Genomic DNA, 12,963 nt, shown 5'->3' with positions numbered 1-12,963 from the left:
TACCGCGAAATAACAACGCTTTCGGCTATTCTTCGTCCGAGTCCGTGTCGCCAGCTACGGCCGGGGCAGCTACCGAGGTGTAGTTTTTGATGGCCAGCTGCCCGTTGTGGTACAGGTCGCCGTCTACTACGTAGGCCTTGTGGCGCAGGTGCAGCTCGCCCGTGTTGGGGCAGATGGTAACGGCCTTCGGGGTCAGCTTGTGGTGGCTGCGGCGTTTGTCGCGGGTGGCGGTAGAGGTCCGGCGCTTAGGATGTGCCATGAGTCAGGTATGAATTAGGAATTAAAAAATATGAATTAGATAACCCTCTAATTCAGGTTTTTGAGCGCCGCCCAACGTGGGTCGGCTGGCTCGTCCTCATCAGGATTCTCGCCGGCAGGCCGGGTCGAAAAAATGAGTTTGGTAGCAGCGTCGGGGTCTTCGTCGGCCTCGTTCTGAAAGCGCGGGTGCAGCTTCTTCATGGGCAAGGCCAGCCCGATATAGTCGTAGAGGTGTTGCGCGATGTTGAGCGTCAGCGTGTCGGGCGTGATTTGCAGCACGTCGTCGTCGAGCTCTTTCGGCTCGTCGCTGTAGCGCACCAGCAGCTGGTTGGTAATATCCAGCGGCTGGTCGTACTCATCGAGGCTGCGGTCGCAGGTGAGGCGCACCGTGCCCGTGATGTGCGAGGTGATGGTAATGAGGCGCTCGGTTTTATCGAGCGTCACGTCGGCGTGCAGGTTGCCATCGGCGATAAACTCGCCTTTGGGGTCGAACTGCTCGAAAAAGGCGCGGCCGAGCTCAAACGCAAACTGGTGCGTTTTAAGCGAGAGCCGGGCAATCGGCAAATCAAATTGCGGGTCGTTTTTCACAGTTAGCCGAATTAACGGGGGGCAAAGGTACGGGTTTTTGTTGGCTTTATCAAGCGGATACGACTAGGCTTATGCCGTTTTCAGGATGAACTCGGGGCTGATGTCGAGCCGCTCGTAGAGTTTTTTGGCCAGGTCCATCGTCACGCGCCGCTTGCCGCTCAGTATTTGAGAGAGACGGCCGGCCGGCACTTCGAGCAACTGGGCCAGGTCTTTTTGCTTGAGCTGCCGCTGCTGCCGCTTGAGCTCAATCATAGCGGGCAGGGTCGTGGGCTTGGCAGTGAAATCAAAGTAGCCCATGCGAATCTGGTAATCCTCGATAGCCAGTGCTAGCGCCAACGCGGGCGGCTGCAATTCCGGGTGGGCATCAATATCTTGCTGTTCCAGCAATTCAAAACGCCGAAGAGCTTCTTCGTGTTCGGCAGCAGTCGTAATAATCATTTCTTAAGGTGCTCAACAGTAGAAGAATCAACGGCATCATAAGCGGTATGAGTGCCGATAAATTTGATGAATACGGTGCGAATAGAATAGAGTACACTGGCAATGAGCCGGTAGCGGTTACCGCTAATATTGAATACTACTCGCTCATTACCAACGTAGTCAGCCGAATTGAACGTCTGCCGTAGTTCGGACAGATTTTTCCAATCAGCGACTTTGGTTTTGCGGTACCAATCTTCCAACCCACTAGCGCTGTCGGGGTAAGTTTTTATAAAATCCCGCAACGCTGCATAGCTCATAATTACCATCCTACAACCAGCAAATTAGAAACGCGGCCGTTGCCAGCCGCGTTTCAAAAATAAAAAGAGAATTTCAGTAATAGAAACTTTATGATTTTCTAGGGTCGGCCGCACTCAGCTGGCGAGCGCGTACCACATCGCAGGCTAGGTACACAGCCGCCCGAAACGACGAGGCATCGGCCGCAAACTTGCCGGCCAGGCTGTAGGCCGTGCCGTGGTCGGGCGAGGTACGCACCACTGGCAGGCCCGCCGTGAAGTTGACGCCCTGCTCAAATGCCATGAGCTTAAAGGGGATAAGCCCCTGGTCGTGGTAAATAGAGAGCGTAGCGTCGAACTGCCGGAACTGCCCGGTGCCGAAGTAGCCATCGGCCGGGTAGGGGCCGAAAACCAGGTGCCCGTCGTGCTCGAACTGCCGGATAACGGGCGCGATAACGTCATTGTCCTCGCGGCCGATGAGCCCGTTTTCGCCCGCGTGGGGGTTCATGCCGAGCACGGCTATTTTAGGTTTGAGGATGCCAAAATCGTTTTGCAACGACTTGAGCAGCATGCGGATTTTGGTGCGCAGCAAGTCGGCGGTGAGGCGTGCCGATACGTTTTTGAGCGGGATGTGGCCGGTGGCGGTGGCCACGCGCAGCGGCAGGTTCTCATCGACCAAAAACATGAGGCTGTCGGCCGCGCCGAAGTAGCTGGCCAGAAACTCGGTGTGTCCGGGGAAGCGGAAGTCGTCGGCCTGCGTGTTTTCCTTGCTGATGGGCGCGGTCACGATGGCATCGAGCAGGCCGGCTTTGAGGTCGCGGCTGGCGGCGAGCAGGCTTTCGCGGGCGGCTTGGCCGCTGGCGGGCGAGGGCTGGCCGGGCGTGAGGTGAAAGTCTTCCTCCCAGCAAGTCACGGCGTTGAGGCGGCCGGGGGCGATGTCGGCCGCGCCGCGCAGCTGCCGGAAGGTGAGCGGCTCGCTGCCTTGCTCGATGGGAAAATCATCGAAGAGCGCGGTAGCCGTGCCGTAGACTACGGGCGTGCATTGCTGGAGCAGGCGCTCGTCGCGCAGGGTTTTGTAAATGACTTCGGGGCCGATGCCGGCGAGGTCGCCCACGGAAAAGCCGAGGCGCGGAAGGGTAGGTTTGGAAGGGGAGGAGCTCATAGAACGAAGCGGTGCCACAGCACCTGGGCCGGCCAGCGATTTGCCGGGCGGCAATGATAAGCTTCAAAAATAGGGGCGAGCGGGCGGGTAGACTGCGTTGGGTTGATTAGGAACAACCAAACAGCTACTTACTACTACCCGTCATGCTGAGCGGAGCGCAGCGGAGTCGAAGTATCTCTATCGGTGAACTAACTCCCGACGCCAGCAACGAAGCGGCAGAGATGCTTCGACTGCGCTCCGCTCAGCATGACGGGTAGTATTGCTCAGCTCAGTACGACAGGCTACCCTACAACTCCCGATAAAGCCATGCCATCTGGCGGGCCGTAACCCAGTCGGGTACGGCGGCCAGCGCGGCATTGCGCAGCGGGGCCAGCCAGGGCGGGGTAAACTGCGCCAGCATTCCCAATTGCCGCGACTGCTCCACGATGCGGCGGGTGCGGGGCCGCCGCTGCTGGTCGAAGGTGCGGAAGGCGACTGGCAGGTCGGCGGGTGTGGCGCGCAGGCAGTGGGCCAGCACGGCGGCGTCCTCCACGGCCATGCCGGCGCCCTGGCCGAGGTTGGGCGTGGTGGCGTGGGCGGCATCGCCGAGCAGCAGCACCCGGCCGAAGGCGAACGTGGCCAGCGGATTCAGGTCGTAGAGGTCGCCCCAGAGCAGGTCGGCATCGCTGGTGGCGGCCAGCACCTGCGGAATGGGCGCGTGAAAGCTGGCAAACGTGCGCTGCAAATCGGCCACTTGGTAAGCTTTATAAACGGGATTGTTGGGCTCCGGGCTGTTGAGGCAGGCAAACCAGTAGAGCCGGTTATCGGCCACGGGCACCAGCCCGAAGCGCCCGGCGCGGCCCCAGGTTTCGCTGGAGCCGGTGGTGGGCAGGCCGGGCACATCGGCCTGCACCGTGGCCCGCCAGCAGGTGTAGCCGGCGTAGCGCGGCTGGCTGCCCGGCAGCAGTTGCCGCCGCACCCGCGAGCGGATGCCATCGGCCGCTACCAATGCCTCGGCGGTGGCTTGCTCGCCATTCTCAAAAAAGGCTGTGACGTGGGTATCGGTCTGCTCGAAGCGGGCCAGCCGATGGCCGAGGTGCACCACGCCGGGCGGCAGCGCCCGTAGCAGCTCGCGCTGCAAATCGGCCCGGTGCACGCCCAGGTTGTCGTAGCCCAGGCGCGCGGTGAAGGCCGTCGTATCGGCCCGGTTGAGCACCCGGCCGCGCTCATCGAGCAGGCGCACGGTGGTGAGCGGCGCGCCCACCGGCCGCACGGCGTCGTGCAGGCCCAGCTCGTCGAGCGCCCGCATGGCATTAGCCCCCAACACTACCCCGGCCCCGATTTCGCGCAACTCGGCAGCAGCCTCGTACACGCGCACCCGGTGGCCGAGCAGCAGCAGCGCCTGGGCGGTGGCTAGCCCGCCGATGCCGGCCCCGATGAGGATGAAATCAGCCATAGGATAATAGAATAGCGTGGCTGGGTCTGGTAGCAAGTAGAAGCGGGCGGCTAGCTTGTCGCTCGCCGCCCGCTTATTGACCAAACAAATCAGCTCGTTTTTTGAATCACAAACTCGATTGAATTATCCTCTAGCGAGTTAAATTCATCATAATGAATATGACACCCATCCGGTACGTTGTCTTGGGCAAGAGTTAGTAAGTGCATGGCCAGCGAAACTAGACCGGCTTTATTGGCTTTCAAGGTAAAGCAACCGGTGGTGCCCGAAGTAGCAATGCTAAAGCTTTGCTCCCACTGGGTACGGATGCCCGTTTCTGGAGAGTAATCAGGCAGGTCTAGCGTAATTTTCATTGCTACTTACGCCAGCTGCTTGGTCAAAAATTCATATAGCAACCGCACGCCGGTGCCCGTGCCGCCTTTGCCGCGGTAGCTTTCGGGGGCGGTAAGGTAGGCGGGGCCGGCGATGTCGAGGTGCAGCCAGGGCGTGCCTTCGATGAAGCGCTCCAGAAACTTGGCGGCCGAGATGTGGCCGGCTTCGGCCTTGCCGAGGTTGGAGAGGTCGGCGATGTCCGACTTCATGTGGTCGGCGTAGTCGTCCCAGAGCGGAAACTCGACCAGGCGCTCGTGGGTGCGGTGGGCGGCGGCGAGCAGCTGCGCGGTGGTGTCGGGCGCGGCGGTGCCCATCACGGCGCTGGCCTCGGTGCCGATGGCGCGCACGGCCGCCCCGGTGAGGGTGGCCAGGTCAATCACTAACTCGGGCTGGTATTTCTTGGCGAAGCTGAGGGCGTCGGCCAGCAGCAGGCGGCCTTCGGCGTCGGTGTTTTTGACTTCGACGGTGAGGCCCGAGAACATCGTGAGCACGTCGCCGGGCACATAGGCGAGGCCGCCGGGGCGGTTGTCGGTGGCGGGCACCAGGCCGATAACGTGCAGCGGTACCTTGTTTTTGGCCAAGGCGTAAAGGGTGCCGCCCACGGCCGCGCCGCCGGCCATGTCGCACTTCATCATGTCCATGCTGTTGGGCGTGGGCTTGAGGCTGAGGCCGCCGGTGTCGTATACTACGCCTTTGCCGACGAGCACGTAGGGGTGCTCGTTTTGCGCGTTTTCGGGCTTCCACTCCAAGATGCTGAAGGTGGGGGGCTCGGGCGAGCCGAGGTTCACGGCCAGCAGGCCGCCCATGCGTAGGCTCTCGATTTTGGCCAGGTCGAGGATGTCGGTGCTGTAGCCGGCCGCGTCGCCAGCTTCGGACAGGCGCTCGGCCAGTTGCAAGGCGTTGAGCTTGTTGACGGGCGCGTTGACGAGGTCGCGGGCGAAGGCCACGCCTTCGAGCACGTGCTGTAGCTCGGTAACTTGGGCTGCGGAGGCGGCGTCGCCGACCAGGCTGATGCGAGTAAGCGCGGCCGGCGTGCGCGATTTCTCATCGGTTTTGTAGCCCTCGAACTCATATGCGGAGAGAAACAAGCCTTCGGCCAGCGTGAGCGCGGCGGCGGGGTTGTCGCTGAGATTATGCACGAATACCTCGGCGGTTTTTTCCTTTTTGAGGGCCGCGTGCAGCTGGTGGCCGGCTTTGCGCAGGGCTTCGAGCTGGAGGTCGGGCGTGCGTTTTTCTTCGAGCACCACGAAGTAGTGCTGGTGCGAGAAGTGGTTGAGCGCGACGAAGGGTTGCTTGTCGGCCAGGGCGGCCGCTACGTAGGTGCGGGCGGCCTCGGGCAGGTCGGTGGCGGCGGCTTGGGGCAGCACGGTGATGCCGAGCGGCAGGATAAACACCTGGGTGGACTGGGCCGGCGCGGTGGCGGCGTGGGCGAGCGTGAGCGACATAAGGCGAATAAGAAGAAGCGTAACTTTGGCGCAAGGTATTGTAAAACGGAGTGGCACTCCGTTTCGCGCCCGGTTTCGCCCCAACGAGAAACGGTTCTGGTCAAGTTTCGCCCTAATGAGAAACGGAGTGCCACTCCGTTTTACACGCCCCATGCTACTTCGGAAAACCCTGCTACTGCTGCCGCTACTCGGCTCGTCGCTGCTGGCCTCGGCCCAATTGATGCAGCCCAAGGAGACCTTTACCCGCGCCGACTCGCTGCGCGGCGGGCAGCCGGCCGAGCGTACCTGCTACGATATCAACTACTATCACCTCGACGTGAAGCTCGACGTGGCCCGCAAGTATATCAGCGGCTCCAACCTGTTTCGCTTCACGGCCACCCGCGATTTTACGCGGCTGCAATTCGACCTCTTCGCTAACCTGGAGGTAAGCAAAGTTCTGTATAAAGGCAAGGCGCTGCCCTTCACCCGCGAGGCCAACGCCGTGTTCGTGACTTTTCCGCAGGCTATCAAGCAAGGCAGCCGCGAAGAATTTACGGTAGAGTATTCGGGCTTCCCGACCATCGCCAAAAAGGCCCCCTGGGACGGCGGCGTGGTGTTCGCGCAGGATGCCGCCGGGCAGCCCTGGGTGGCTACCGCCTGCCAGGGCGTGGGGGCCAGCATTTGGTGGCCCAACAAAGACCAGCAGGCCGACGAGGTCGATAGCATGCGTATCAGCGTCGCCGTGCCGGCCGGCCTCAAGGACGTAAGCAACGGCCGCCTGCGCGGCACTAAAAAGCTGCCCGATGGCTACACCCGCTTCGACTGGGCCGTGCGCAACCCCATCAACAACTACGACGTGGCCCTGAACGTGGGCAACTACGCGCACTTTTCGGACGTGTACCAGGGCGAAAGCGGCCCGCTGACGCTCGACTACTGGGTATTGCCCGAAAACCTGGCCAAGGCCAAAACGCAGTTCGCGGCCAACGTGAAGCCCATGCTCAAGAGCATGGAAGCGTGGTTTGGCCCCTACCCGTGGTACCGCGACGGCTACAAGCTGGTCGATGCGCCGCACCTCGGCATGGAGCACCAGAGCGCCGTGGCCTACGGCAATAAATACCGCAACGGCTACCTCGGCAACGACCGCTCGAACACCGGCTGGGGCGATAAGTTCGACTTCATCATCATCCACGAAAGCGGGCACGAGTGGTTTGGCAACAGCATCACCACCAAAGACATCGCCGATATGTGGGTGCACGAAAGCTTCACCTGCTACTCCGAAGGCCTGTTTGTGGAAACGCAGTATGGCAAGCAGGCCGGCCAGGAATACCTGCACGGCCAGCGCCGCAACATCCAGAACGACGGCCCCATCATCGGCCCCTATGGCGTGAACAAGGAGGGCTCGGGCGACATGTACGACAAGGGCGCGAGTATGCTCAACATGCTGCGCACGGCCATCAACGACGACGCCAAGTGGCGCAACATCCTGCGCGGCCTGGGCAAGACCTTCTACCACCAAACCGTAACCGGCCAGCAGGTCATCGCCTACATCAACAAGGAAGCGGGCCGCGATTTTAGCCGCGTCTTTGCCCAATACCTGCAACACGCCGAGCTGCCCGTGCTCGAAATGCGCCTCGAAAAAGGCCAGCTCCTGGGCCGCTGGGTGGCCTCGGTGCCCGGCTTCGACCTGCCCGTGCGCGTGCGGACCAAGGGCGGCGAATACCGCTTCGTGACGCCGACCACCAAGTGGGCCGTGCTCGACCTGCCGGGGGCGACTAAGGACAACGTGGAGGTCGATACGTTTAACTACTACGTGGGTGTGCTGATGGACTGAGCGTTCTTGGCCATCCACGTCTGTCATGCTGAGCGCAGCGAAGCATCTTGCTCGCACCGTTGTTAGCGTATTGAGTTACTGCACCACGCGAGATGCTTCGCTGCGCTCTGCATGACAACCATACTCTACTCATTTAGCCAACCCTTCCCGTGGCCCAACCCGCCGTAAAACCCAAAAAATACCTCGGCCAGCACTTTCTGGCCGACCCCAACATTGCCCGCCGCATCGTGGAGAGCCTGCGCCTGCCCGATGGCGTGCGCGAAGTACTCGAAATTGGCCCCGGCATGGGCGTGCTCACGCAGTATTTGCTCGAAAATACCGGCTACCAAACCAGCGTGGTCGAGATTGATACCGAGTCGGTGGCCTACCTCGCGCAGCACTACCCGGCGCTGGCCCCGCGCATCCACGCCACCGATTTTCTGCGGCAGGACTTGGGGGCGCTGTTTCCGGGCGCGCCGCTGGCCATCATCGGCAATTTTCCTTACAACATCAGCACCCAGATATTTTTCCAGGTGCTGGCGCAGCGCCAGCAGGTGCGCGAGGTAGTGGGCATGTTGCAAAAAGAGGTGGCCGAGCGCCTGGCCGAGCCGCCCGGCTCCAAAACCTACGGCATCCTGAGCGTGCTCTTGCAGGCGTACTACGACATCGAATACCTGTTCACGGTGCCGCCCCACGTATTCATCCCGCCGCCCAAGGTCGAGTCGGCCGTGGTGCGCCTCACGCGCAACGCTACCGAAAAGCTGGATTGCGACGAGAAGCTGTTCTTCCGCGTCGTGAAGCAAGCCTTTTCAACCCGCCGCAAAACCCTGCGTAACGCCCTGAAGCCACTGGGGTTGTCGAGCGAGGCGATGAGCGGCGAGCTGTTCGACAAGCGCGCTGAGCAGTTGGGGGTAGGGGAATTTGTGCTGTTGACCAACCTGGTGGCGGCCGGGCAATGAGGATGCGTAGGAATGTAGGCTACCTGTTTGTGTTAGGGTTGCTACTGGGTAGCGCTGCTAGCTGTTCCGACCTCAATAAAAAGTTGGTAGCAGGGCGCTACTACACAACGTATTCGGAAGATGGCGACCCAATACTTTATTTTGATGACCCTCAATTGGGTATAACCAATCTGGACTGGCCCTCAAGTGTTGGTACTGCCAAAGGTTACGTGGCATCTTGTGGGGGTAGCTGCTACTTGTTTTCGGCCACCGCAGCTACGGCTGAAGCGGCCCGCCGTTCTCGAAGGGGGCCTTTTCCTGACGTTGCTGCCTGTGAGCGCAAGGTTTTTCAGCTAACTGGAGACTCTTTGAAGATAAGGCCGCTTGTAGAGTTTTAAGTGTCTGATGCGCCGTTCGCTTCTGCGCTGCTGCACCTAAATTGAGGTGTGAAGCTCGGTGAGTGTAAATCCTGTAGCCAGTACGCCGAGTGGCTACAAAGACGGCAATCGCTGACTTCGATGACAAAACAATAACTTCAGGCAGCTTGAGTTGCAGCGGTGCTATGGTCAAGATGTTGTCGGTTTGCGTGTGTTTGTTGGCCGCTCGGCCATCCGGCCCGCCCGCGCCGTTCAGCGGGCGCATCGTGTACGAGAGTGCCTTTCAGACCCTGGCCGGCGACCCGCTGTTCTTCGCCGTGAAGCCCAAAAGCTGGTTCTACGTGCAGGGCCCCAACCTGAAAGTGTACGACCGCAACCAGCATCTGCAAGAGCTGTACCTGGGTGCCACTAACGAGTACCACCGCATGGAGCAAGGCCGCTCGCGGCCGGCGATAGCCGCCGCCGGGCGGGCGGGCGCGGCCACCGTCACGTGCCTGCCCACCACGGCCACCATCCTGGGCTACGAGTGCCACGCGCTGCAACTAATGCAGGACGGGGCGGTGACGCTGGTTTTTTACGCGCCCGCGCTGCGCGTCAACGCCGCCGATTTCAGCCGCTGCCCCTCGCCGGGCTGGTTTGCGCTGCTGCAAGCCACCGATGGCGCGCTGCCCCTGCGCACCATCTGCGTCGACACCCGGCGCGACGTAACGACCACAACCGAAGCCATCGAGGTGCAGCTCCGGGTGCTGGGCGCGGAAGAATTTGCCCTGAACGCCCCGCTGCGATAGCCGCAATTATATAGTGAAAAGAAACCGACAGTGGCAAGCAATTCTGACGGCGGCCTTGGTAACGGGGTTGAGCAGTTGCTTCTGGTTTGATGAAAACGACACCACGGAGCTCGGCCATCACTATCAGGTAGTGGCAACTCCTGATGGTAATAACTTCCTCTACTTTGAAGACCCGGCCGCGCCCATTGCCGAGCCTTTGCTGACTGGAATCAACTTCATCGGAACAACTGCCACGCAGCCGGTAGTTTGTAAGGCGGGCCAGTACTACCTGTTTCCGCTCGGCCCGGCCACGCAAGCGGCGGTGCTGGCCGCCCGCATCGGGCCATTGTCTAACGCAGCGCTGCGCCCGAAACTTTATCAGGTGGGCAGTGATTCTATGCTTCAGCTTCGGCCAATTTAACGAATTCATGAACCTCTGCCTGATAATAGATGAAATGCACCCCTCGCTTTTGCCCATGCTGCGCAGCATCGGCGTTGAGGGCGACTACCAACCCAAGCTGGCGGCGGCCGACGTGCCCGCCGCCCTCGCTGCCCGGCCCTACCAGGGCCTGATGGTGCGCAGCAAAATGCGTGTCACGGCCGCCCTGCTAAGCCACGGCCCGCACCTGCGCTACGTGGCCCGCGCCGGGGCCGGCGTCGATAACATCGACGAAGACGCCCTGGCGGCGGCCGGCGTCACGCTCGTGAATGCCCCCGAGGGCAACCGCGACGCGGTGGGCGAGTTTGCCGTGGGGCAGCTGCTGGCGCTGCTGCGCCACACCACTACCGCCGATGCCGAGGTGCGCCGCGCCGCGTGGCACCGCGAAGCCAATCGGGGTGAGGAACTGGGCACCAAAACCGTGGGCCTACTTGGCTACGGCCACATGGGCCGGGCGTTTGCGCGGCGGCTGCGCGGCTTCGGCTGCACGGTGCTGGCGCACGACCACGACCCGGCCGTGCTATCCGATGGCAATGCCGAGCTAGTGCCGCTGGCCGAGCTGCAGGCGCGGGCCGAGGTGCTTAGCATCCACATTCCGTACTCGGAGGCCAATCATCAATTTGTGAATGAGGCGTTTCTGGCCGCCTTCCCGCACCACATCTGGCTGGTGAATACCGCCCGCGGCGAAGTACTAGACCAAGCCGCCCTGGTGGCCCGCCTGCAAAGCGGCCAGGTGCGCGGCGCGGCCCTCGACGTGCTCGAAAACGAGAAGCTCGCTACCCTCACGCCCGCTCAGCAGGCTAGTTTCGACTACCTCACGAGCGCGCCCAACGTGGTGCTCTCGCCCCACATCGGCGGCTGGACGCACCAGAGCTACCAGCGCATCAACGAGGTGCTGGTGGCCAAGATTGCAGTAGTGCTTGGTGCTTAGGGGGTGGTGCCTGGGTGCCAGCCCGGAAGCCCTCGCTGTATACCCAAGCACTACGCGCCAGGCACCAAGCACCAACTTTTGTCGTATCTTTGCCTGACCGAGGAGGGAGAACGGCTGGCCGATGTGCCAGCCGTTCTCTTTCTTTTTTACCTGACCCACCCGCCGCGCGCGACTAGTCCTGTACCGAATTATGGCTACCATCAATTATTACACCGCCGAGGGCCTGCAAAAGCTGAAAGACGAACTCCAGGACCTCAAAATCCGCGGCCGCGCCAAGGCGGCCGAAGACCTGCGCGAAGCTCGCGACAAAGGCGACCTGAGTGAGAACGCCGAGTACGACGCCGCCAAAGACGCGCAGGGTTTGCTGGAGCTCAAAATTGCCAAGCTCGAAGAAGTAGTGGGTAACGCCCGCGTGCTCGACGAAACCAATATGGATTTCAGCAAAGTGCTCATCCAGAGCAAGGTAAAGCTGAAAAACCTCAAAAATAACATGGTGCTCGACTACCTGCTGGTGGCTGAGGAAGAAGCCAACCTGGCCGCCGGCAAAATCTCTATCAAATCGCCCATCGGCAAAGGCCTGCTGGGCAAGTCGGCCGGCGATGTGGCCGAAATCATCGTGCCCGCCGGCAAGCTCCAGTTTGAGATTCTGGAAGTAGGCCGGTAGTAGTTTGTGCTTAGAGCCTAGTGCTTAGTGCTTAGGTTTTTGATGGGAAGCAGCGTCATTAGGCGCTGCTTCTTGCTGTTTTAGGGCTGCCTGCGCTATTCGTGCCTTTATTTGTTGCCAAGCACTAGGCACTAAAAACCAAGCACCAACATGCCCTCCATATTTTCCCGCATCGTATCGGGCGAGCTGCCCGCCTACAAAGTCGCCGAAGACGCTGACCACCTGGCGTTTCTCGACATCACGCCCTTAGTTGAAGGCCACACGCTCGTCATTCCCAAAAAGGAAGTTGACTACATCTTCGACCTCACGCCGCAGGCGCTGGCCGCGCTGCACGTATTCGCGCAGCGCGTGGCCAAAGGCGTGCAGGCGGCCGTGCCCTGCCGCCGCATCGGCGTGGCCGTGATTGGGCTGGAAGTGCCGCACGCGCACATCCATCTCATCCCGATGAATAAGGTGGCGGACATGAACTTTGCCAACCCCAAAATCAAGGTGCCGGAAGCGCGGATGCAGGAGTTGGCCGCCGCCATCGCTGCCCAGATGCCGGGCGGCAGCGGCCTGCCCGCCCCGGCCGCCGCGCAAGCAACCAGTGCCGCCCGCAACGCCAGCGCCGCGCCCGCCGCCGACCCCAACGACGCTACCCTGGCCCAGTTGCAAAAGCTGACCCAGGGCCTTGTATTTAATGGTGAGTCGGAAGAAGCAGTAGAAGCTGTGAGCTACGCCGCTCCGACCGGTGACCTTACCAATGCACAACTGTTGCAAGTGTTGGGCGAGCCAGCCGATTCTAAGGTAGAGAAAGTAGAATTGACCTTATTTCTACGTAGTCAAACGGCTGATAATAACAAGGCCGGTGCGGAAACCTCCACCCGCTATAAAGCCTTGCAAGTGTACCTCAAACAGGAGCTCGACGGCGTGCAGGTGTACCGCATCGGCACTGGCCCACAAGTGCACGCCTACGCGTTGGGCCGCGACGTGGCTGGCCGCCTGGCGGGCTTCAAAACTGTGCTGACGGAAAGCTAGTTAATCCAATAATTGAGTAGTGTAGAGACGCAATATTTTGCGTCTGGCGTCAGGATACGTTAACTGACGCCAGA

Annotated in this window: 15 protein-coding genes; 7 read left to right on the top strand and 8 right to left on the bottom strand. The window is 61.1% G+C overall.

Annotated features, from left to right (window positions below; all coding sequences use genetic code 11):
* Positions 1–25: 25 nt before the first annotated feature.
* The 8 genes from rpmF to VFO93_RS01315 form a co-directional block, all read right to left on the bottom strand.
* Positions 26–259: a 50S ribosomal protein L32 gene (gene rpmF / locus VFO93_RS01350; protein ID WP_325132506.1), complete on the bottom strand. Its 234-nt coding sequence runs from the start codon at positions 257–259 to the stop codon at positions 26–28.
* 47 nt (positions 260–306) lie between these two features.
* Positions 307–846, bottom strand: a complete 540-nt coding sequence (locus VFO93_RS01345; RefSeq protein ID WP_325132505.1) for a DUF177 domain-containing protein — start codon at positions 844–846, stop codon at positions 307–309.
* 69 nt (positions 847–915) lie between these two features.
* Positions 916–1,284 (bottom strand): helix-turn-helix transcriptional regulator, encoded by a 369-nt coding sequence (locus VFO93_RS01340; RefSeq protein WP_325132504.1) that lies wholly within the window; start codon positions 1,282–1,284, stop codon positions 916–918.
* The gene (locus VFO93_RS01335) at positions 1,281–1,580 is read right to left on the bottom strand and encodes a type II toxin-antitoxin system HigB family toxin (protein ID WP_325132503.1); all 300 of its coding nucleotides are present in this window, start codon (positions 1,578–1,580) and stop codon (positions 1,281–1,283) included. The genes VFO93_RS01340 and VFO93_RS01335 overlap by 4 nt, the downstream gene beginning before the upstream one ends.
* 88 nt (positions 1,581–1,668) lie before the next feature.
* Entirely contained in the window at positions 1,669–2,718 is a 1,050-nt protein-coding gene (pdxA, locus tag VFO93_RS01330; RefSeq protein ID WP_325132502.1) for a 4-hydroxythreonine-4-phosphate dehydrogenase PdxA, read from the bottom strand.
* A 286-nt stretch (positions 2,719–3,004) separates the two neighbouring features.
* Entirely contained in the window at positions 3,005–4,153 is a 1,149-nt protein-coding gene (locus VFO93_RS01325) for an FAD-dependent monooxygenase (protein ID WP_325132501.1), read from the bottom strand.
* An 89-nt stretch (positions 4,154–4,242) separates the two neighbouring features.
* Complete coding sequence (locus VFO93_RS01320; RefSeq protein ID WP_325132500.1) at positions 4,243–4,503, bottom strand: Imm32 family immunity protein; 261 nt, start codon at positions 4,501–4,503, stop codon at positions 4,243–4,245.
* A gap of 6 nt (positions 4,504–4,509) precedes the next feature.
* The gene (locus VFO93_RS01315) at positions 4,510–5,967 is read right to left on the bottom strand and encodes a leucyl aminopeptidase (RefSeq protein ID WP_325132499.1); all 1,458 of its coding nucleotides are present in this window, start codon (positions 5,965–5,967) and stop codon (positions 4,510–4,512) included.
* Between the two features lie 151 nt (positions 5,968–6,118).
* Between VFO93_RS01315 and VFO93_RS01310 the strand changes: the two genes are divergently transcribed.
* The 7 genes from VFO93_RS01310 (at position 6,119) to VFO93_RS01280 (ending at position 12,889) form a co-directional block, all read left to right on the top strand.
* Positions 6,119–7,777: a M1 family metallopeptidase gene (locus tag VFO93_RS01310; RefSeq protein WP_325132498.1), complete on the top strand. Its 1,659-nt coding sequence runs from the start codon at positions 6,119–6,121 to the stop codon at positions 7,775–7,777.
* 149 nt (positions 7,778–7,926) lie between these two features.
* Positions 7,927–8,715 carry a 16S rRNA (adenine(1518)-N(6)/adenine(1519)-N(6))-dimethyltransferase RsmA gene (rsmA, locus tag VFO93_RS01305; protein WP_325132497.1) on the top strand — a complete coding sequence of 263 codons (789 nt, stop codon included), beginning with the start codon at positions 7,927–7,929 and terminating at the stop codon, positions 8,713–8,715.
* A gap of 571 nt (positions 8,716–9,286) precedes the next feature.
* The gene (locus tag VFO93_RS01300; protein ID WP_325132496.1) at positions 9,287–9,859 is read left to right on the top strand and encodes a hypothetical protein; all 573 of its coding nucleotides are present in this window, start codon (positions 9,287–9,289) and stop codon (positions 9,857–9,859) included.
* A gap of 13 nt (positions 9,860–9,872) precedes the next feature.
* On the top strand, positions 9,873–10,259 hold the full coding sequence (locus VFO93_RS01295; RefSeq protein WP_325132495.1) for a hypothetical protein: 387 nt from the start codon (positions 9,873–9,875) through the stop codon (positions 10,257–10,259).
* 7 nt (positions 10,260–10,266) lie between these two features.
* Positions 10,267–11,208: an NAD(P)-dependent oxidoreductase gene (locus tag VFO93_RS01290; protein ID WP_325132494.1), complete on the top strand. Its 942-nt coding sequence runs from the start codon at positions 10,267–10,269 to the stop codon at positions 11,206–11,208.
* Between the two features lie 190 nt (positions 11,209–11,398).
* Entirely contained in the window at positions 11,399–11,872 is a 474-nt protein-coding gene (gene greA / locus VFO93_RS01285) for a transcription elongation factor GreA (protein WP_325132493.1), read from the top strand.
* 150 nt (positions 11,873–12,022) lie between these two features.
* The gene (locus tag VFO93_RS01280; RefSeq protein ID WP_325132492.1) at positions 12,023–12,889 is read left to right on the top strand and encodes a nuclease A inhibitor family protein; all 867 of its coding nucleotides are present in this window, start codon (positions 12,023–12,025) and stop codon (positions 12,887–12,889) included.
* The last annotated feature ends 74 nt before the right edge of the window (positions 12,890–12,963 follow it).

This window comes from Hymenobacter sp., assembly GCF_035709525.1.
Taxonomy (GTDB): Bacteria; Bacteroidota; Bacteroidia; order Cytophagales; family Hymenobacteraceae; genus Hymenobacter.
Note: the sequence above shows the minus strand (reverse complement) of the source record. Positions and strands in the feature narration are given on the sequence as shown.

Excerpts from the sequence above, each read along its gene's own strand:
- VFO93_RS01335 (WP_325132503.1), bottom strand. The coding sequence starts at position 1,580 with ATGAGCTATGCAGCGTTGCGGGATTTTATAAAAACTTACCCCGACAGC.
- VFO93_RS01290 (WP_325132494.1), top strand. The coding sequence starts at position 10,267 with ATGAACCTCTGCCTGATAATAGATGAAATGCACCCCTCGCTTTTGCCC.
- greA (WP_325132493.1), top strand. The coding sequence starts at position 11,399 with ATGGCTACCATCAATTATTACACCGCCGAGGGCCTGCAAAAGCTGAAA.
- pdxA (WP_325132502.1), bottom strand. The coding sequence starts at position 2,718 with ATGAGCTCCTCCCCTTCCAAACCTACCCTTCCGCGCCTCGGCTTTTCC.
- VFO93_RS01280 (WP_325132492.1), top strand. The coding sequence starts at position 12,023 with ATGCCCTCCATATTTTCCCGCATCGTATCGGGCGAGCTGCCCGCCTAC.
- VFO93_RS01315 (WP_325132499.1), bottom strand. The coding sequence starts at position 5,967 with ATGTCGCTCACGCTCGCCCACGCCGCCACCGCGCCGGCCCAGTCCACC.
- rpmF (WP_325132506.1), bottom strand. The coding sequence starts at position 259 with ATGGCACATCCTAAGCGCCGGACCTCTACCGCCACCCGCGACAAACGC.
- VFO93_RS01340 (WP_325132504.1), bottom strand. The coding sequence starts at position 1,284 with ATGATTATTACGACTGCTGCCGAACACGAAGAAGCTCTTCGGCGTTTT.
- VFO93_RS01325 (WP_325132501.1), bottom strand. The coding sequence starts at position 4,153 with ATGGCTGATTTCATCCTCATCGGGGCCGGCATCGGCGGGCTAGCCACC.
- VFO93_RS01310 (WP_325132498.1), top strand. The coding sequence starts at position 6,119 with ATGCTACTTCGGAAAACCCTGCTACTGCTGCCGCTACTCGGCTCGTCG.
- VFO93_RS01320 (WP_325132500.1), bottom strand. The coding sequence starts at position 4,503 with ATGAAAATTACGCTAGACCTGCCTGATTACTCTCCAGAAACGGGCATC.